Annotated in this window: 13 protein-coding genes; 7 read left to right on the top strand and 6 right to left on the bottom strand. The window is 72.4% G+C overall.

All coding sequences use genetic code 11. The features are described from left to right. Positions 1-7: 7 nt before the first annotated feature. The gene (locus tag OG386_RS11705) at positions 8-1,264 is read right to left on the bottom strand and encodes a cation:proton antiporter (protein WP_328788101.1); all 1,257 of its coding nucleotides are present in this window, start codon (positions 1,262-1,264) and stop codon (positions 8-10) included. A 6-nt stretch (positions 1,265-1,270) separates the two neighbouring features. Then, a complete protein-coding gene (locus OG386_RS11700) occupies positions 1,271-1,741 on the bottom strand; it encodes a cation:proton antiporter regulatory subunit (RefSeq protein ID WP_189745948.1) in 471 nt (156 codons plus the stop codon). Positions 1,742-2,033: 292 nt separating this feature from the next. On the opposite strand from OG386_RS11700, the gene OG386_RS11695 reads away from it, so the two are divergent. From OG386_RS11695 to OG386_RS11665, 7 genes are all read left to right on the top strand, one after another. Beyond that, positions 2,034-3,008: a sensor histidine kinase gene (locus OG386_RS11695; protein ID WP_328788100.1), complete on the top strand. Its 975-nt coding sequence runs from the start codon at positions 2,034-2,036 to the stop codon at positions 3,006-3,008. Then, entirely contained in the window at positions 3,005-3,670 is a 666-nt protein-coding gene (locus tag OG386_RS11690) for a response regulator transcription factor (RefSeq protein ID WP_328788099.1), read from the top strand. Before OG386_RS11695 ends, OG386_RS11690 begins: the two co-directional genes overlap by 4 nt. Positions 3,671-3,791: 121 nt before the next feature. Further along, positions 3,792-4,685, top strand: a complete 894-nt coding sequence (locus OG386_RS11685) for a peptidoglycan DD-metalloendopeptidase family protein (protein WP_328788098.1) — start codon at positions 3,792-3,794, stop codon at positions 4,683-4,685. A gap of 82 nt (positions 4,686-4,767) precedes the next feature. Continuing rightward, the gene (locus OG386_RS11680) at positions 4,768-5,565 is read left to right on the top strand and encodes an FHA domain-containing protein (protein ID WP_328788097.1); all 798 of its coding nucleotides are present in this window, start codon (positions 4,768-4,770) and stop codon (positions 5,563-5,565) included. Continuing rightward, a complete protein-coding gene (locus OG386_RS11675) occupies positions 5,562-6,938 on the top strand; it encodes a serine/threonine-protein kinase (protein WP_328793222.1) in 1,377 nt (458 codons plus the stop codon). Before OG386_RS11680 ends, OG386_RS11675 begins: the two co-directional genes overlap by 4 nt. A gap of 226 nt (positions 6,939-7,164) precedes the next feature. Then, positions 7,165-7,908, top strand: a complete 744-nt coding sequence (locus tag OG386_RS11670) for a TetR/AcrR family transcriptional regulator C-terminal domain-containing protein (protein WP_328788096.1) — start codon at positions 7,165-7,167, stop codon at positions 7,906-7,908. A 125-nt stretch (positions 7,909-8,033) separates the two neighbouring features. Further along, entirely contained in the window at positions 8,034-9,779 is a 1,746-nt protein-coding gene (locus OG386_RS11665) for an MFS transporter (protein ID WP_328788095.1), read from the top strand. 50 nt (positions 9,780-9,829) lie between these two features. Here OG386_RS11665 and OG386_RS11660 read toward each other — a convergent pair whose 3' ends face one another. From OG386_RS11660 to OG386_RS11645, 4 genes are read right to left on the bottom strand one after another with little or no spacing between them, the layout of a single operon-like run. Next, positions 9,830-11,092, bottom strand: coding sequence for a TIGR02679 family protein (locus tag OG386_RS11660; RefSeq protein WP_328788094.1), 1,263 nt, complete (start codon positions 11,090-11,092; stop codon positions 9,830-9,832). Beyond that, positions 11,089-15,321: a TIGR02680 family protein gene (locus tag OG386_RS11655; RefSeq protein ID WP_328788093.1), complete on the bottom strand. Its 4,233-nt coding sequence runs from the start codon at positions 15,319-15,321 to the stop codon at positions 11,089-11,091. The genes OG386_RS11660 and OG386_RS11655 overlap by 4 nt, the downstream gene beginning before the upstream one ends. After that, the gene (locus OG386_RS11650) at positions 15,318-16,670 is read right to left on the bottom strand and encodes a TIGR02678 family protein (RefSeq protein ID WP_328788092.1); all 1,353 of its coding nucleotides are present in this window, start codon (positions 16,668-16,670) and stop codon (positions 15,318-15,320) included. The genes OG386_RS11655 and OG386_RS11650 overlap by 4 nt, the downstream gene beginning before the upstream one ends. Next, on the bottom strand, positions 16,667-18,289 hold the full coding sequence (locus tag OG386_RS11645; protein ID WP_328788091.1) for a TIGR02677 family protein: 1,623 nt from the start codon (positions 18,287-18,289) through the stop codon (positions 16,667-16,669). The genes OG386_RS11650 and OG386_RS11645 overlap by 4 nt, the downstream gene beginning before the upstream one ends. Between the last annotated feature and the right edge of the window lie 167 nt (positions 18,290-18,456).

Here is an 18,456-nt window from a genome sequence, read left to right as displayed (position 1 = left end):
GCCGCTCCTACGGCCGTCCGGCGGGATCCTGGTCGGGAGCCGGCTCCGCGACGGTCTCCGGGGACCGCGCGGGGGAGGGCACGGCCGAGAGCAGCGGGGTGCTCACGGTGCGCCGCCCCCGGAACCAGGCGGCGAGCGGCTCGGTGTAGCGGGCGGTGAGCGGCCCGATCACCACGAGGATCAGCACGTAGGCGGTGGCCAGCGGCCCGAGGGCCGGTTCGATGCCGGCGGTGACGGCGAGACCGGCGATGACGATCGAGAACTCCCCGCGGGCGACGAGGGTTCCGCCGGCCCGCCAGCGGCCCTTGACCCCGACTCCGGCGCGCTTCGCGGCCCAGTACCCGGTGGCGATCTTCGTGGCGGCGGTGACCAGGGCGAGCGCGAGCGCCGGCAGCAGGACGGGCGGGATGCTGGCCGGGTCGGTGTGCAGGCCGAAGAAGACGAAGAACACCGCGGCGAACAGGTCCCGGAGCGGGCTGAGCAGGGTGTGCGTACCCTCGGCCACCTCACCGGACAGGGCGATGCCGACCAGGAACGCGCCGACCGCGGCGGACACCTGCAGCTGCTGGGCGATGCCCGCGACCAGCAGGGTCAGGCCCAGGACGACGAGGAGCAGCTTCTCCGGGTCGTCGCTGGAGACGAACCGGGAGATGAGCCGCCCGTAGCGGACGGCCACGAACAGCACCGCGCCCGCCACGCCGAGGGCGATCGCCAGGGTCAGACTGCCGGCCGCGAGGCCGACCCCGGCCAGCAGCGCGGTGACGATGGGCAGGTAGACGGCCATGGCCAGGTCTTCCAGCACCAGGACGCTGAGGATGACCGGGGTCTCGCGGTTGCCGAGGCGGCCGAGGTCACCCATCACCTTCGCGATGACGCCCGAGGAGGAGATCCAGGTGACCCCCGCCAGGACCACGGCGGCCACCGGGCCCCAGCCCATCAACAGCGCGGCGACCGCGCCGGGTACGGCATTGAGGGTGAAGTCGACCAGCCCGGCCGGGTACTGGGTCTTGAGGTTGGAGACCAGGTCGGTGGCCGTGTACTCCAGCCCCAGCATCAGCAGCAGCAGGATGACGCCGATCTCGGCGCCGATCGCCACGAACTCCTCGCTCGCGCCCATGGGCAGCAACCCGCCCGTGCCGAAGGCGAGACCGGCCAACAGGTACAGGGGTATCGGGGAGAAGCGGAAGCGCCCGGCGAGCCTGCCCAGCAGACCCAGTCCCAGGATGATCGCACCGAACTCGATCAGGAAGAGAGCAGAGTGCACAGGCGATCACTCCCGTCCGAGTATGGAGGCCGCCGCGTCGACGCCCTCGCGGGTGCCGATCACGATGAGCGTGTCCCCGCCGGCGAGGCGGAAGTCGGGTGCGGGGGAGGGGCGGGCCTCGGCCCGCCGCAGGACCGCCACGATGGAGACGCCCGTCTCCGTCCGCATCCGGGTCTCGCCCAGCAGCCGGCCGTTCCAGTACGAGTGCGCCGACAGCTCGATGCGCTCGGCGACCAACCCGAGGTCGGTGGTGTGCAGGAGGTTGGGGCTGTGGTGCGCGGGCATCAGGGCGTCGATCAGCGAGGTGGTTTCGGCCCCGGACAGGTGCAGCGACTGGGCGCACGCGTCGGGATCGTCCGCGCGGTAGACGTTCACCGTACGGGTGCCGTCGCGGTGGGCGATCACCGACAGGTGGCGCCGCTCGCGGGTGGTGAGGTCGTACTGGACCCCGATGCCGGGCAGTGGCGTGGTGCTCATCCGTGGAGCAGGCACAGCTCTGTCCCCCCTTGCTTCGTGTTCGACGGTGGTGCGGGCGCAGCTCCGGCGGAAGGCGGGCTCCGGCTGCTGCGCGGGCTCATGGTGCCACCTCGCACAGGGGGTGGGATATGGGTGTCGGCACGGATGGACAAGCGGCCCGGCGGACGACAGGCTGAAGCGGGGACACCGGTCCCACCGCAGGTCACCGCAGGTGCGGGAGCGTAACGGCGGGGATAGTGGAAGCAGACGGTCCGCCGGAGCGGCGGATCCCGGAACGAGCGGAGGGACGCCCGTGTCGCTGTACTGGCGGATCTTCCTGCTCAACGCGGCCGTCCTCGTCACCGCCGTCCTGCTGCTGTTCGGCCCGGTCACCGTCTCCACCCCGGTCCTCTTCGGCGAGGCCGTGGTGCTGCTCGCCGGCCTGGCCGCCATGCTGATCGCCAACGCCGCCCTGCTCCGGATCGGCCTGGCACCGCTCGGCCGGCTGACCCGCGCGATGAGCGCGGTCGACCTGCTGCGCCCCGGCGGCCGGGCCCGGGTGGAGGGCCCCGCCGAAGTGGTCGAGCTGACCACCTCCTTCAACGCCATGCTGGGCCGGCTGGAGGCCGAACGGGCCGGCAGCAGCGCCCGCGCCCTCTCCGCGCAGGAAGCCGAACGACGGCGCATCGCCCAGGAACTCCACGACGAGGTCGGCCAGACCCTCACCGCGGTCCTGCTCCAGCTCAAGCACGCCGCCGACCGCGCCCCGGCCCCCTTGCGGGAGGAGCTCCGCCAGGTGCAGGAGACGACCCGCACCAGCCTGGACGAGATCCGCCGCATCGCCCGCAGGCTGCGCCCGGGGGTCCTGGAGGAGCTCGGGCTGCACAGTGCCGTGCGCGCGCTGACGGCCGAGTTCACCAGCGGGTCGCTGACCGTGCGGCACGTCATCGGCCCGCACGTGCCCCCGCTGGACGAAGCGGCCGAACTCGTCGTCTACCGGGTCGCCCAGGAGGCCCTGACCAACGCCGCCCGGCACGCGGGCGCGAGCGAGGTCGAGGTACACCTGTCGGCCCGGCCCGGCGGGGCGGTCCGGCTGCTGGTACGGGACGACGGCCGGGGCATCGGTCCCGCCGGCGAGGGCGCGGGGATCCAGGGCATGCGGGAACGGGCCCTGCTGATCGGCGCGGACCTCGCCATCGGGAGCGGCCCGCAGGGCGGCACCGACGTACGGCTGGACGTGCCCGCCGTCACCACGGCCGCCGCCGCGACCTCGGAGGGGAACCCTTGACCAGCCCGGAACGCGCGCCGACCCGCGTCCTGCTCGCCGACGACCACGCCCTCGTACGGCGCGGAGTCCGGCTCATCCTCGACGCCGAGCCTGACCTGACGGTGGTCGCCGAGGCCGGTGACGGAGCGGAGGCCGTCGCCCTGGCCCGTACCGGTGAGGTGGACCTCGCCGTCCTCGACGTGGCCATGCCCCGGATGACCGGGCTGCAGGCCGCACGGGAACTCTCCCGACTGCGGCCGGAGCTGCGCATCCTCATCCTGACGATGTACGACAACGAGCAGTACTTCTTCGAGGCGCTCAAGGCCGGGGCGGCCGGATACGTCCCCAAGTCGGTCGCCGACCGCGATCTGGTCGAGGCGTGCCGGGCGGCGATCCGGGACGAGCCGTTCATCTACCCCGGGGCCGAGACCACCCTGATCCGCAACTACCTGGACCGGGCCCGCCAGGGCGATCCGCTGCCCGCCCGGGCGATCACCGAGCGCGAGGAGGAGATCCTCAAGCTCGTCGCGGAAGGCCACTCCTCGAAGGAGATCGGCGACCTCCTCGTCATCAGCGCCAAGACCGTGGAGCGCCACCGGGCCAACCTGCTCCAGAAGCTGGGGATGCGCGACCGGCTGGAGCTGACCCGGTACGCGATCCGGGTCGGACTCATCGAGCCGTAGGCCGTGTCGCCCGCACCCCACCCTCGTAGCTACGAGGTGGTGCCGCCCGGGCCCCGTCCCCCAGCATGGCGCGGGAGACCGCCCGTCCGGGCGCCGTCCACGGGGGCCGGGAGGGGAAGACGTGCTGCGGTATCCGAGCAGGCTGCGGGCGGTGGTGCTGATGTGTCTGGCGGGGCTGGTGCTTGCGGGTGCGCCCGCGTCCGCCTCCGCCTCCGCGTCCACCACTGCCCCCGCCCCTGCCCCTGCCCCCGTTGCGGCGAAGCCGCCGTTCCAGCTGCCGTTCCCGTGCGGGACCAACTGGCAGCTGAACACCTGGGGCCACAACCCGGCGCTGGACATCGTGGTGGAGGGCAACACCGGCTCCGACGGGCTGCCCGTCCTGCCGTCCGCCGCCGGCACGGTGGCCGCCACGTACTGGACCAACGGTTCGGGCAACACCATCCAGATCAACCACGGCAACGGCTGGTTCACGGCCTACTACCACCTGAAGGACGACCCGGCGACGTACGTCAAGAAGGGCGACGCCGTCCAGCCGTCCACCCGGATCGGCCGGATCGGCACCTCGGGCGCCTCCACCTGGTCCCACCTGCACTACGAGCAGCGCTACCTGGCCTCGGGCGACTTCACCGACGAGAGCCACCGCGTCCCGGTCCACTTCGACGGGGTCGAGTACGCGGGCGACGCGAAGGAATGGCCCACCGTCACCAGCCACAACTGCACCGGCACGCCGCCCCCCGCCTGGCAGGACTGCCCGCCCGGCCACGTCTGCTTCTACTCGGGGGCGGACGGCACGGGCACCGTCTGCCGCTCCGCCGTCGACGAGCCCCGCAGCACGTGCGGGTTGCGCAGGTCCTTCTTCAACAACGGCACGCCGCAGCCGGGTTACGACCACGTGCAGGTGTACTTCCGGGAGGGAGGCAGCGCCTGCCTGCACCGCGGCTGGGACGAGGGGCGCGGAAACCTCCCCGCCGGGGGCCGCACCGTCGAGCGCTTCCAGTGGCGAGGAGAGTGCTGAAGGGCGGAGGACGAGCCATTGTTGTAGGAACGATTGATTCCGCTGGCTAACCTTCCCCTGCACCTTCGGGGAAGGAAGCAGCGTGAACAGCATCATCGTGGTTCCGGGGCCCACCATGTCCCCGGCCGCACAGATCCGCCTGGCACCGGGGCAGACCCTCCGGTTCGGCCGTGAACCCCTTCGTCGCACCAGCACCAGCACCAGCACCAGCACCGGCACCGGAAGTAGCGGCGGCCCGCACGCCCTGCACGTCCCGCACGCCGGCGTCTCCCGTTCGGCGGGGGAGATCACCGCCACGGCCACGTACTGGTCGCTCAGCAACTTCTCCCGCTCGGCGACGTACGTGGTGGAGAACCCCGAGGGCGCCGGCGAACACATCAAGATCGCCCCCGGCCGCCTCGACGCACCGGTCCCGTTCGAATTCGCCCGGCTCGTCCTGCCCGCCGGCTCCGAACTGCTCACCCTGGACGTCTGGGCGCCGCGCCACGACTACGCCGACCGCGACGATCCCGGCGAGCCGGACGGGGAGCCGACCGCACTGCCCTTCCCGCTCGACCGCTCCAGCCGGTACTTCCTGGTCCTCACCGCGCTCTGCGAGCCGAGGCTGCGCGGCGAACCACACGCGCCCCTGCCCACCGTCGAGCAGGTGGTCGAACGGCTGAAGCCGTCCTGGCCCGCGGCCAACCGCGCCGCCGTGCAGTGGAACATCGACTACCTCGCGGTCAAACTGCGCCTCAAGCCGGGCCCCGACACGGTGGATCAGGGGCCGCGACTGGTCGGCAAGAAGGAGACCCTGGTCTCGCTGGCCCTGCGCTTCGACCTGGTCCGCGAGACGGACCTGGCGGCCCTGCCGGCCGCCCCGACCGGTACCGCCCGCTGAACGGGAGAGCCGGGCCCCCCGGCGCCCTCCGGGTCCCGACCGGCTACCGCATCGGCCCCTGGGTCGTCGAGCAGTTACTGGGAGCCGGCGCCTTCGGCAGCGTCTACGCGGCCCTGCGCGCCGTGCCCGAGCCGGGCCTGCCCGGCCGGGCCGCGCTCAAGGTCCTCGCGACCGGCACCCGCACCCCGCGCCAGCTCCGGCACCTGGTCGAGCTCGCCGAGCGCGAGACCGAGGTACTGCGCCGGGTGCGCACGCCCCGGCTGATCCGGCTGTACGAGGTGCTCACGGTCGACGACCCCGGACGGCCCGAACTCGACGGCGCCACCGTCCTCGTCCTGGAGGAGGCGCAGGGCTCCCTGGACACCCTGCTGGTCGACGGAGTGCCACGGACCGGGCCCGCCCTGCTCGCCGAGGTCTGCGAGGGGCTCGACCAACTGCATCGGGCGGGCTGGGTGCACGGCGACCTCAAGCCGGGCAACGTCCTGCTGATGGCCGACGGCACGGCACGGCTGGGCGACTTCAACATGGCCGCGGAGCTGGAGGGCACCCACGCCTACTCCCCGGCCTTCGCCACGCCCGACTACACCCCGCCGGACCTGCTCTGGTCGGAGGTCGGCGAACGCGGTACGAAGATCCGCCCGACGGCCGACATCTGGGCCTTCGGCGTACTGGCCCACGTCGTCCTGACCGGCGCCCTACCGCTGCCCGGCGGCACTCCCGCCGCCCGCCGGGACGCCGCGCTGCGCTACGCCAGGGGCGAGGAGGAGCTGCGACTGTCGCCGGAACTTCCGGAGCACTGGCGAGACATCGTCCGCGACTGTCTGGCCCGAAGACACGAGGACCGGGCCGCGCACACCGCCGCGTCGCTGCTGAGCCGGGTGGCGGCGGCGGTCGCCGCACCGTCTCCCGCCCCGCCCGTCCCGCCGGCCGCGCGTGTTTTTGTACCCCGCAGGCGGCGCAGTGCGCTGATCGCGGCCGGGACGGCGGCGCTGGCCGCCGGCCTGGGCGCCGTATGGGGCTCGGGTCTGTTCCACCTCGGCGACTCCGGCGGGACGCTGGGGTACGAACGGTGCTGGCGCGGGGCGGTCTGCTTCTTCTCGGAGGAGGACGGCCGGGGCGAGATGTGTTCGTGGGTCGACGGCAGCGCCGACTGGATCGACGGCCCGGCCCCCTGTCCCTGGACGGCCCGCAGCGCGCCCCGCTCGGTCTTCAACAACGGGTTCGACCTCACCGAGGGCGCGACCAAGGTCGACGTCGTCTACTACGGTCAGCCGCCCCAGCAGGAGCCGCTGGGCTGCGTGAAGGTGCGTACGAGAAGCAACCTGAGCGGCACGGCCCCGCCGCGCTCCCACACCTGGGTGCCGAACTGCTGAGGGCCACCAGGAACACGGCGGGCCCGCCTTCCCGCCTCCCCGCCGCCCGACCGAGCAGTTCGAGCCAATCGAGCCGTGTCCCACGCCCCCGGGAACACCACGAGCTGATCAGCTCCTGCTTCGCTTCCTGACGGTCCGGTAGGGTGCGGATCCTGAGAAGGTCAGCGACGTGGGATGCCCGGTCGCACCCGAAGCGAACCGGCGTCCAGGGGATGGAGAGCTCGTCGTGCCTGCTGAGGGCTCCCTGCCGTCCGGACGGAAGCTCCGCCCGCGCAAGCCGGCGACGCGCACGCCCCGCGCCCCGCTCACCTTGGAGGGCGTGGCAGCGGCCGCCTTCCAGGTCATCGAGCGGGAGGGCCTCGACTCCCTCACCATGCGCAAGCTCGCGGACGAACTGGGCGTCCAGGCGGCTTCGCTCTACTGGCACGTCAAGGACAAGCTGGACCTGATCGACCTCCTCGCCGAGGCGCTCTTCGCCGGGTTCGCGCCCGAGGAGTGGGCCGAGGTCGCCCCGGACGGGGGCGAGGCGGACTGGCAGTCGCACCTGTCCCGGTTCGCCCACGGCTTCCGTCGCTACCTGTTGAGCCGCCGCGATGCGGCCCGCATCCTGACCAGCAAGTTCGTCGTCGGTCCCAGCATGCTCCGGCACCTCGACGAACAGCTCGGCCGGATCCGCGCGGCCGGCACGGACGACCGTTCCGCGGCCTACGGCTTCTACAACACCCTGGTCTTCGTGCACGGTTCCGTGCTGTGGGAGACGTCTCCGCTCTCCGCCGCCGTGGCGCGCGGGGCGGAGCCCCGCCAGTACCTCGGCGAACTGCGGGCGGAACTCGATGACCTCGACCCCGGCAGGTATCCGCACGCCCACGCGCTGGCGGACGAACTTACCCGCCCGGGCATGGACGAGCGCTTCGCCTTCGGCCTGAAGTGCCTGCTCGCCGGGCTGGCCCAGCAGCTGAACCAGCCGTAGTCCCGACGGCCCCCAGCGAAGCGCGGCGGCCGCCGGTCGCTGTTCACGCACGGGGGTGTCCGGAAACCTTCCCCCTCCGCCCTGTGCACTGGTGGGGCGCCAGCCCCTCTACCTAACATCGTTAGATGCTCCCTAACGTTGGTAGGTCCGGGCCCGGGGTCGAGACCGAAGCCGCTTCCCGGACCCGGAAGGAACCGGCTGCGGCGACGGCACGCCCCTGGCTCGTCCTGGCGATCGTGCTCACCGCGGCGTTCATGCAACTCGTCGACGTCAGCATCGTCACCGTCGCCGTCGCGTCCATCCAGGACGGGCTGGACGCCGGCTACGCACAGGTCCAGTGGGTGCTCGCCGGATACACCCTGGCGTTCGCCGTCCTGCTCGTCACCGGCAGCGAACTGGGCGACCGGTTCGGCCGCAAACGCGTGTTCATCCTGGGCACGGCGGCCTTCACGCTCGCCTCACTGCTGTGCGGGGCCGCGGGGAACGCCGAGACGCTCATCGCGGCACGCCTTCTGCAAGGGCTCGCCGCCGCGCTGATGTACCCGCAGGTCTACGCGGTCATCCAGGTCACCTTCCCGCCGCGGCGCCGGGGCACGGCCTTCGGCATCCTCGGCGGGGTCGTCGGACTCGCCGCCATCACCGGCCCCCTCGTCGGTGGACTGCTCATCCAGGCCGACCTCTTCGGCTGGACCTGGCGACCCGTCTTCCTCGTCAACATCCCCGTCGGGCTGCTCGCCGTGGTGCTCGCCGCCCGCTTCGTCCCCGAGTCCCGCGCCACGGACGCGGGCGGGCAGGACCTGACGGGCGTCCTGCTCGTCACCGCCGGACTCGCACTCCTCGTCTATCCCCTGGTGCAAGGCCGTGAACTCGGCTGGCCCGCGCACCTGTTCGCCATGGCGGGCGCCGGAGTCGCCGTGCTCGCCCTGTTCGGCCTGTACGAACGGCGCCGCGAGGGCCGAGGGCGCACCCCCCTCGTCCGTACCGGCCTCTTCCGCAACCGCGGATTCACCTCGGGACTGCTGCTCATCCTCGTGTTCTACGGGGCCTTCCTGCCGTTCTTCCTCGTCTTCAGCGTCTACCTGCAGTCCGGACTCGGCTACGGCGCCTTGCGCACGGGCGTCGCAGTCCTCCCGTACGCCCTCGGCTCGGGCATCGGCTCCGGGGTGTCGGTCGCCCTCGCGCCCCGACTCGGACGCGCCGCCCTGCAGATCGGGCTGACCATCCTCATCGCCGGCACGCTCGGCGTCGCCTGGGCCGTCCACGCATGGGGCACCGGCCTGGAGACCCGGCACGTGTTCCTCCCCCTGCTCGTCGCCGGACTCGGCTTCGGGTTCACCGTCACCCCGCTGGTCACCCTGATCCTCGCCAGGATCCCGCTGGCCGACGCCGGCTCCGCGTCCGGCACGCTCACCACGGCGCAGCAGATCGGCAGTTCCATCGGCATCGCGGTGCTCGGCGCCTTCTTCTTCGGACTGCTCGGCTCACAGGCGGACGCGGCCACCGCCGACGAGGTCCCCGGGCTCAGGGCCGAGCTTGCCGCCCTGCACATCACAGGAGACGCCGCACAGGACGTCATCGACGAATTCCGCAGCTGCTTCCACGACCGCGCCGCTGCGACCGACCCCACCGCCGTCCCGGCGAGCTGCCGGCAGGCCCCGGCCCCGGCCGACGCCCCCGTGCGGCGGATCGTAGCGGCCGCGACCACCCGGGCCCTGCACACCGACTTCGCCGAGTCCGTGCAGCGCACCCTGCTGCTCCAGGCCGTCCTGTTCGCGGGCTGCCTGGTCCTGGTCTTCGCGCTGCCGAAGGTACGGGGGCGCGAGCTCAGCGAGTTCGAGGAGAAGAGCCAGGACGCCGCGATCATCGGATAGGCGGACGGGACACCACGGCCGCGGGCACGACGTGACGCGTCCGGCAGGACTCAGGCCAAGTCCGCCACGAGCAGGTCGAGCGTGACTTCCTCGTGGAGGGCCATGCCGAGCGCGGTCATGGCGGGGGCGAGGCCCGGATCCCAGTCCGCGGTGGTCGGGGCGCCGGCGAGCGGGTGCTGCGGGACGTTGCGGGCCCGGGTGCGCGCGGCGAGCTGCTCGTAGTCCTCGGCGCCCATCCGCCACGGCTCCGCGCCGTAGCGGTGGACCATGCGGTTGGCCAGGGCTATGCCCGGCCAGTCGAAGTCGCCGTGGTAGGCGAAGCGGCAGCCGGTGGCGGCCAGGGCGTCGAGGAGGGCGAGGACCACGGTCGCGGCACTTCCCGAGGTGCACACGAGGGGGTGTGCGCAGGCGGCGTCGGCCGCGGCCTCCACCACGCGCGGGTTCTCACAGATGCGGATGAGCGTGCCGGCCGGCAGCGAGAGCCGCAGGGCATGCACGTCGCGCAGGGTGAGGTGGGTCTCCACGTGGTGGACCGCCCGTTCGTACAGGGAGCGTTCCCGCCAGCTTCCGCCGTCGGGGCGCAGGCCGTAGGCGAGCACCGTGCTGGAGACCTCGTCCGGCGTGACGGAGGCGAGCCGCCACACGGCACGGCGTCCGGCCGCGTCGTCGGGGAGCTCGATGCCGTGGGCGAGGGCGATGCCCCGTTGGACGAGGCGCGCCAGCCAGGTCCCGTCGTCCAGGCCGTGGGCCGATCCGGTTGCTTCGGCGGCGAGGTCTCCCCGCCCCCACGCGTCGGCCCGCTCGGGACCGAAGAGCAGGACGAGGACCTGGACCGCCTGCTGGAGGGTGCGGACCGCCGTTGCGGGTGGCACACCGCGGGGTACGCCCGTGCGGCGCAGCGCGTCGTGCCACCGCCAGGCCCAGTCCTCGTCGGCGAGTCGGCAACCCTCCAGGGACGAGGCGAGCGAGGACCACACCTGATCGCGCTGCGCCAGGGCCTGCGTCCGGGCGGCGCGGCGATCGGTGAGAGCCGGTCCGAGTTCCTGGAGCACGTCCTGGAGACCGAGGCCGGCGGCCGAGGAACGCAGCCGGGTGTCGAGGGAGTCGAGCCGCACCGCCGCGACGGCCCCCGTCAGCGGCTTGCCGAGCAGCAGCGACAGGTCGTTCCTCTCCTGTACCGCCAGTCCGGACAGCCGCACCGAACCGGTGGCCCGGAGGCCATTGCTCTCCAGGCGCTTGCGCGCCGATTCCCAGAGCCGAACGAGGCCGGGCCCGGCCAGCCAGTCGCGCGTGGCGGCGGGCAGCCGGCTCATACGGACACCAGACGTCGATGCCGACCGTTCCACGTGTAGTGCAAGGTGGCGACCCCGCGTGCGTGCGGGTCGCGGAGGCACTCGTAGATGTGCAGGGAGGGCACCTCGGGCCAATTGCCCATGAGCCTCTCGCTGGTGAGTACGAAGTCGAGGTCGAGGTCGACGAGGATGCGGCCGAGCCGGCCGTGGGTGGGTTCGTCGACCTTGGCGAAGGCGTCGTCCAGGAGGATCAGCCGGGGAGCGTGCGGCGCTGACTCACCGAGGGTGGTGAAATGGGCGGCGGCCGCGGCGAAGAGCACGAGGTAGGACAGCACGCGCTGTTCGCCCTGGCTGAGTCCCGTGCGTCCGGTGAGCTTGCGCTTGCGGCCGGGGACGGCGTCCTCGACCACGAAGGTGTAGAAGCGGAACCAGTCGCGGTAGTCCAGCGCGCTGCGCAGATGGGCGGCGTACCCGGCTGACGGATCGGTCCGGCGGGCTTCCTCGATCCGGCGCTGCAGCACCTCGCGCAGCTGCTCGCCCTGTTCACGGGTGCGCAGGATCGACGGACTGCGCAACAGTTCGACGGCCGCCCGTACGTCGGCGTCGACGTCCTCGTCCAGCTTCCACTGCAGCTCCACGCCGAGCCCGTGTGAGGTCCGTACGGTCTTGAGGGTGTCGTTCAGTGTCGAGACGAGGTTGGCGGCGGTGACGACCTGCGTCGAGAGGTGGTCACCGAGTTCGCCGGTGAGGAAGCGTTGGAACACCTCGCTCTCGCGCTCGGTGAGTCGACCGCGGGCCTCGGCGGCCCGAGCCGCAATGCGTTCTCCGACGACGGCGACGTCGTGCGGACCGTGGTCATCGACCAGGCGGCAGACCTTGATCCCGGTGAGTTCCTCGAGTTGCGCGTCGTACCCGCCGGCCAACTGGTCGCGCAGCGCCGTGTGCCCGTTGAGGAGCGCGCTGTCCGAGACCTCCTTCCTCGAAAGGTCGAGGCCGCCCCGCACCGCATCGGCCAGCTCGCGCAGGGACCGGATGCGGTCGCGGACGTCCGCGCCGGGGTCGTCCAACAGCAGTGCGGGCAGGGAGGAACGGTCCAACCCGGCGCCACGGATCACCTCCGGACGACCGATCGCACCGCGCAGGGTGCTTCCCGCGGTGATGACGGCCGTCTGCTGGTCCAGCAGCAGTTCGCGACTTCGCTTCTCCTCCTCCTCCGCGCGGACCCTCTGGTCGCGGAGGTCGTCGTGCCCCCGTTGGGCTCCCGGCAGCGCCCGGGCGGCGGCGAAGACGCGCTGTTTGGCTTCTTCCTCGCGGGCGAGGATCTTCTCCTCGGAGGAGCCGATGGCTTCCTCACGGGTGCGCAGGTCCTGCTGGGCCCTGCGCAGTTCACCGAGTCGCAGGCCGTAGCCTTCCGCTGCCTCCAGGCGGTCGCGGTGGGCCCGTGCGTACCTGGTGTGATCGGCCCGGTGCCGCTCCAGCCCGTCGGCGACGCCCCGGATGGCCCGGCACATGCCTCCGATGCCGCCGAGCAGGGTGGCGAGGGCGATCCGTACGCCTTCCAGGGCGTCGGCGTCGGTGGGGAGGTCGTGGGCCGTCGCGGTCGCCTCCGCTTCGCTCCGGGCCGCCACGGCCAGGGTGCGCGCCTCCTCGGCCCGGCGTGCCGCCTTCGTCGCCTTGGCGGTCACGGTCCGCAGGTCCCTCTCCCCTGAGTCGAGCTCGTGCCAGGCACGGGTGAGGGACTGCGGCCGGGGGAAGTCGCGTTCCGCGGACCCCAGGTTCCGGCGGAGGGCGTCGAGCCCGTCGAGTCGTCCGCGGTGGTCGGACAGCAACTCCTCCGCTTCCGCCCGCCGGACTTCCAGTTCGGCGATCCTTCGGCGTCGGGTCTCGGCGCGGACGGCGGCGCCCACGTATTCGGCACCGGCCTTGGCATGGTGGCCGCGGAGGGGACCGAGGCGCCAGCTGCCGTCGTAGTACACCGAACTGGTGGCGACGGCGTCCTGGGCCGGGGCGAGGGCGATGGCGGACAGGAGGTGCTGGACCCGTTCGGGGGCGATGCCGCCGTCCGACGGGGCGGCGGGGCGCAGTGCGGCGGCCAACGTCGAACCGTCCGGCAGTACGGTCGCGGGCTGGAGCAGGACGTCGCGGGTCAGGGGATCGAGGAGCGTTCCGTCCGAGGTCACCCAGGCGTCCAGGACCCCGCTCGCTTCGAGCGCTGCCTCCAGACCCGCCCGGTCGGTGGGGGACAGCTCGTCAGCGAAGTCCACCAGCCGGTAGAAGGGCGCTCCGGTCCTCGGACCGCGTTCGGCGGAGCGGTGGTGGGGGACCGGAGGCTCCGGATCGGTTCGCCGCTCCCACTCCTCCTGCTCCGCGGTCAGGAGGTCGCGTTCCTCGGTGAGCCGGGCGACGCGCAGCGCGAGGACGTCGCGCTGCCGGGTCAGTTGCGCACCGTACGGCTCCAGCACCGTCAGGGCGGCCCGCTCCGCCTGCCCGTCGATGTCGGGCGGCAGCACGCGCTCCGCGAAGGGGGCCTCTACCGAGGTCTCACGGGCGAGGGTCGCGCGGACGGGATCCAACGGAGGGCAGTCCGCGCCGGCCACGGCCCGTACGTGCTCCAGCCAAGCCTCCACCTGACGGACATAGCCCCCGCTCTCCTCGACCACCCTCTCCCGATGGCCTTCGAGGCGGCCCGCGGCATCCTCCGCCTCCCCTTCGAGCCGTTCGTGTTCGGCATCCGCAGCAGCGGCCCGCCCCCGTTCCTCCACCACCCGTGCCACCAGGCCGACCACCTCTTGGACCCTGCGGGTCCGGTGCTTGACCACCGCGCCGGCGTCCTCCAGCTGTCCTTGCCAGGACCGCAGGGCGGATTCCGCTGCCGCGGTGTCCACGGCGACCACCCGTTGGTGGCGCACGACGTGGACGTCTGCGTCAGGTCCCGTGAGTTCCGCCGTGGAAGCTCCGGCCACGTCCGTTCGGGGTTGGCCGACGGCCTCGCCCAGGTGCCCGGTGGGGAGTCCCGCCTTCTCGGCCTGCACCACGAGCTCGCGGTGATCCGTACCCAGTTCGCCGAGGCGTTCGCCCAGATGCGCGATGCCCTCGGCCAGGCGGTCTGCCGCACCCTCTTCCGCGTCGTGCGCCTTGGCGAGCGCGGCGAAGGACGTGCCGGCCGCCGTGCCCAGGGCGCCGACCGTGGTCCGGCGCTCGGACAGCTCTTCCAAACTGCGGTACGCGCCACTCGCACGCAGGGCGTCGAGTTCGGTCCGGGCGGCCTGCTCCTCCTCGCGCAGCGCGTGCAGCCGTGCGTCGGCCTCGGCTTCGCGTGCCTTCAGGGCGCCCGTCCTCTTCGCAGCCTCTCCGGCCTGCAGGCGTCGCCGCGCCAGCGCGTCCAGTTCTCCGTCGACCTGCTTCGCGGTCCTGAGCAGCACTCCGGACAGATAACTGCGGTAGTCGCCCAGGAAGGTGCGAAGGGCCCGGTCGGTGCGCTCCAAGCGGCCGAGCTCCTCCCGAACGGCGTCGAGGTCGTGGAGGTTGCGCGCCACCTTCTCCACCACGTCGTCGTCGAGTCCCGGCAGCGTCTCGCTCAGGAGGGAGGCGAGTCCGCCGGACTCGATCCGGTCCCCGACGGTGGGACGCCGTAGCCGGTGGAGGAGCTGTGTGAGGTTGCGGTACCGCGTTGCGTCGGTGATGCCGAACAGCTCGCGGGCGACCCGCGAGCGGTGCTGGACGGACCGGTCCGTGACGTTCTCCGCGCCGACGACCTCCTTGAGGCGGTCGACCGGCAGGGGCCTGCCCGCGTCGACCAGGTGGAAGTCCTCGCCGACCCGCAGCGGGGTGACGAAGAAGACCGGCACGGCCTTCTTCGTCGACTTCGAAGCCCGGATGGCCGCCCCGAGGGTGAGGTACCGGTCACCACCGTCGTCCGTCCTCATGTGGAACTCGACCCACAGGTATCCGAGGCGGTTCGTCTGCTCGAAGCCGTCCAGCATCAGCCAGACCAGGCTCGTTCGGCCCGTACCCGTGGCGTCCAGCGCGCGCGAGTCGCCGTCCAGCAGGTACGGGAGCAACATCTCCAGGGCCTTCGACTTGCCGGCCCCGTTCTTGCCGCGCAGCAGCAGCCGTCCCTCGCCGAAGTCGAACTCCTGCTCGTCGTACTGCCAGACGTTGAGGATGCCCGCGCGGTGCAGGCGAAAGCGCGTGCCGGTCGCGGTGGCGGACCGCTGAAGGGGGATGGTGCCGTTCGCGCCCGGGGTCATAGCGGCAGCTCCTGCTGTATGTCGATGCCGGGTGTCGCTCCGGCGGGCCGGCGTTCGGTGACGTGGGTGGCGTAGCGCGCAGCGGCGGCGAGGAGTACCCAGTGGGTGGCGGTGGTGGCGGTGGCGGTGTCGGTGGCAGCGGCGCGGGCGCCCAGCACGTCGGTGACGGAGCGGCCCTCCGGGACCGTGTCCGCGTACCCCTCGGGCAGCCCCTGACCCGTGGAACGGAGCGGGCCGGCGGGAGCCACCATCCGCATCCGGCCCAGCAGGTCCAGAACCGCCTTCCGCAGCGACGAGGGGTCCTCCAGGTAGTTGCGCTGCCAGGTGCCGCGCTGCCCGTACTCCGTGATGAGCTCGGCCAGCAGCTCGTCCACCAGGCCGTCCGGAACGGCGACCCCGATGACGAGCCGCCCTCCCGTTGCCGGGTGCCCCGGCTCGGCGGGCCGCAGCCGTTCCACGAGGCGCTCCACCAGGAGGAGCGAGGCCTGGGCGACGGTTCCGGTGCCGGGCAGGTGCACGTCCGTGAGCTCCTCCTCGGGGTCCACCAGCGCCACGCCCTCACCGCGGATCTCGGCCTCGAGGCCCAGGAGCTCGGAGAACGCCTGGGCCTCGCGGCGTTGCCTGGTCCGCAGCCAGTCCCGCTCGGCATCGGTCAGCTCGTCCAGGTACACGACGGGGGTTTCCACGAGCATCCGGCGCACGTAGGTGCGGGGACCGCCGAACCCGGGGTCGGCAGCCCGCCTCACCAGGTCCGCCCCGTCCAGGCTCTGCGTGAGCGGACCGGCGACGATGATCCGGGCGATCTCGCGGTCCACCGTGATCAGGGCCTCGCCCCCTTCGTCCTGCACGAGCGAGCCCACACTGCCTTCGGTCTCCGCCAGCACCCCCCAGTCGAGCAACTGGCGAAGGGCGGCGATCAGGGTCCGCTTCTCCACGGCCCGGCCCGTCTCCTCCAGCTTGATGCCCGCGTCGGCCGCTGCGGCCCGGATGTCGGCGACCAGCTGGGAGAGCAGCATCTGTTCCGGGGCCGTCACCAGCACGGAAAGCGCGAGCGCGAGAAAGGAATAGGTGCGCGGAGTGAAGGCGGCACCGGTGGACCGCTCCAGCCGGTGCCCTGCGCCGGCGCCCAACCCGGCCTTGAACAGCCTGGCGTAGGAGGTGTCGACCAGCAGCCGGTAGCCGAGCACCTGCTGGAACCGCTTGCCCAACCACTCGGCGTGCCGTCGGATCAGGGGGAACAGGTCCGCGTGGGGGCCGACCGACGTCACCAGGGGGTGGGCGAGGAGCAGCCGCCCCGCGGCGCGGCGTTCGGTGGCCAGGGCCACGTCGTGTGCCGAAGGGAGCGTCACGACACGCTCCCCTCGGCTTCGACCTCGGCTTCGGCCGTGCGTCCGATCTCCAGCTCCAGGTCGTCCAGCACGAGGTCGCCGTCGGCGGAGTGCAGCACCGTCCTCGCGCCCGAGGAACGACGTACGGTGAGTCGGATCCCGAGCTCGGCGTCCGCGCTCTGCGCGGACTCCAGGCCGAACTCCTGCGCCGCCCCGTCCAGGTCTCCCGCTCCCGTGCGCCGCAGCCGGGCGTTCCCCAGCGCGGTCGCCAGCAGTTCCAGCAGCAGACCGAGGCCCGCGGAGGTGAGGCGTACGTCGGCGAAGCGACCGGCCGCGCTGCGCAGCTCGTCCGCGGCCGCCCTTCTGGACTCGGCCTGTGCACGGGCGTCTTCCTGAAGGCGCCGCTTCTGCGCCGAGTGGTCCTCCATGGCCGACGCCCGGCCCCGCTGCGCGCGACTGCCCCGCTCGCGCAGCGCCACCGGCACCTCGACCACCGGGCCGTTCCACCAACTGGTGTAGGCGGGAACCGCCTCGTCAGAAGCCGGTGGAACACCCAGGTGCCGGGCGCCGTAGAGGCCGAAGGCAGCGACCGCGATGTCGTGCGCATCCTCCGGAGCCGCCTCGTCGAACCATCGGGCGAGCCGCAGGAGGTCCTTGCGCCGCGACAGCTCCCCCGAGGCCGAGCGCAGCATCCGCTTGGCGTTGGTCAGCAAGGACTGCAGCGCGCGCAGGGTGGCGTCACGCAGCTGATCGACCTGGCTGCCCTGCCCGTCGACATCGGTGAACCAGCCGCGCAGTCCCTCCCAGTCGGCCTTCTCCCGGCCCCGGCTGCGCTGTACCCGGACCTCGGGCTGGCCGCCGGTGCCCGGGACCCCTGACAGACCGCGGGCGTGGGCGTCGAGGCGTTCCAGGAGGCCGGGGAGGTGCGGCCACAGGACGTCGAGGACCGATGCGATGCGGGGAGCGCGGAAGGCCACGTCCTCCCTGATCGCCTCGACGTAGTCGAGCAGCAGTTCCTTGAAGCCCTGGTACTCGGCGCTGTCCAGGTCGTAGCGCGCCAGAACCTGTCCGAGGTAGGCGTAGAAGTCCCGCACGGAGTCGGCGAACTCGGTGAACTGGACGAACAGCGTGCTGACGCGTTCCAGCGCGTCCTGCGGCTCCACCCCTCCGGGCCGTTGGACCACGTCGTTCAGTTCGCGCAGTCCGCGCTCGACCAGCGCCAGCAGCTCACTGCTGACTTCGCGTGCCGCGTCCGCCCCGGCGAGGACCTCGTCGGCGTCCCGCTGGATCCGCTCGCCCAGCTTCGACAACTGGTAGCGGGACCTGGACCGCTGGTACTCGGTGATGCTCGACGCCTTCACGGAGTGACTGCTCCGCAGCAAGGCGCCCCAGTGCACCAGCCGTTCGAGCCGGGCGGTGAGCGTCTCGGCGTCCAACGCGACCGTCGGCCCACCGGACTCCGCCAGTTTCGCCAGTACGTCCGGCACGGCGAGGTCGGCGAGGAGCGTACTGCAGAAGACCCGCATCACGGCGACGTACTCCAGCCGCTCCGGCGCACTGAGGTACGCGTAGGCGTTCAGCCGTTGCCACGTGTCGTCACGTTGGGCTTCCGGTAATGACTGCTGTGCAGGTGCCCCCATGCCGTCGAGGTTACGCAGTGATACGGGCCCCTTGCGTGGAATTCGACGATCTTCCCTCCGCCGCCGCCATGTCCTTGAAGCCCAGCCGCAGACCGCGCCGACGAGGGTGGGCGGCGAAGAGGACGGCGGCCCACGAGAAGATCTTCTTGAAGTCGTCGCCCGCGCGC

The sequence above is a fragment of the Streptomyces sp. NBC_00273 genome (assembly GCF_036178145.1).
In the GTDB taxonomy this organism is placed as follows: Bacteria; Actinomycetota; Actinomycetes; order Streptomycetales; family Streptomycetaceae; genus Streptomyces.
The sequence above is the reverse complement of the archived record's forward strand: the minus strand, read 5'-3'. Positions and strand labels throughout refer to the sequence as shown.

Bases quoted from the DNA above. Each gene is read 5' to 3' on its own strand.
- OG386_RS11700 (WP_189745948.1), bottom strand. From the start codon at position 1,741: ATGAGCACCACGCCACTGCCCGGCATCGGGGTCCAGTACGACCTCACC.
- OG386_RS11665 (WP_328788095.1), top strand. From the start codon at position 8,034: ATGCTCCCTAACGTTGGTAGGTCCGGGCCCGGGGTCGAGACCGAAGCC.
- OG386_RS11660 (WP_328788094.1), bottom strand. From the start codon at position 11,092: ATGAGCCGGCTGCCCGCCGCCACGCGCGACTGGCTGGCCGGGCCCGGC.
- OG386_RS11655 (WP_328788093.1), bottom strand. From the start codon at position 15,321: ATGACCCCGGGCGCGAACGGCACCATCCCCCTTCAGCGGTCCGCCACC.
- OG386_RS11645 (WP_328788091.1), bottom strand. From the start codon at position 18,289: ATGGGGGCACCTGCACAGCAGTCATTACCGGAAGCCCAACGTGACGAC.